The following is a 598-nucleotide window of genomic DNA, read 5'->3' as shown; positions in this document are numbered from 1 at the left end:
TCATCTTTTAATAGTTTGTTTGAAAGGGCACTGACGCAATTTAATTTAAATGTTAGATCATTATGGAAGCTAGACCTTATTGATAAGTCTAGTTATCTGGATAGCAATAGTTCATTTTCAAATATGCACCTTGGGAATAAGTTATTATCTCCGAAATTGCATTTTGACATAACAATTCAGTCTGAAACTTTATTTAGTGAAAAAACTTGTAAAGAAATATCTCAGTGTATTGATAGTTTAGTTTTAAGTGAACATTTTGAGTCAAATAGAAAATACATAGCGGTGAATGTTTGGCTTATTGTGCATCCTATAAAAATTGTTTTTATGCCATTTAATTTATCAGATAGTACTGAGCTGATGAGCCATAAGATAAAAATCTATGAGAGGTATGAATATGGATACTAATTTAAAAGAGATTCAGTCAAAAGAGCAGCTTTACCAGTATCTAGAATCAAGTAAATACAATAAAAATGATATCTTAAAGTCTAGGGATCTAAAGGCGATTATTGATGCCGTAGATTATACAGTGCAACGCTCTACGTTAAGTACGCAGAATTTCTTGTTACAAAGAAGGTTTAACCTTTTCTATAGTTATTAT

Annotated in this window: 2 pseudogenes; both read left to right on the top strand. The window is 29.9% G+C overall.

Annotated features, from left to right (window positions below):
* Positions 1 to 405, top strand: a pseudogene (locus tag DNK84_RS14060) (hypothetical protein); the annotation flags it as partial.
* Positions 395 to 598, top strand: a pseudogene (locus DNK84_RS14055) (type VI secretion system baseplate subunit TssF/IglH); the annotation flags it as partial. The pseudogenes DNK84_RS14060 and DNK84_RS14055, both read left to right, overlap by 11 nt.

The organism is Facilibium subflavum, from assembly GCF_003574485.1.
GTDB classification, from domain to species: Bacteria; Pseudomonadota; Gammaproteobacteria; order Francisellales; family Francisellaceae; genus Facilibium; species Facilibium subflavum.
Note: the sequence above shows the minus strand (reverse complement) of the source record. Positions and strands in the feature narration are given on the sequence as shown.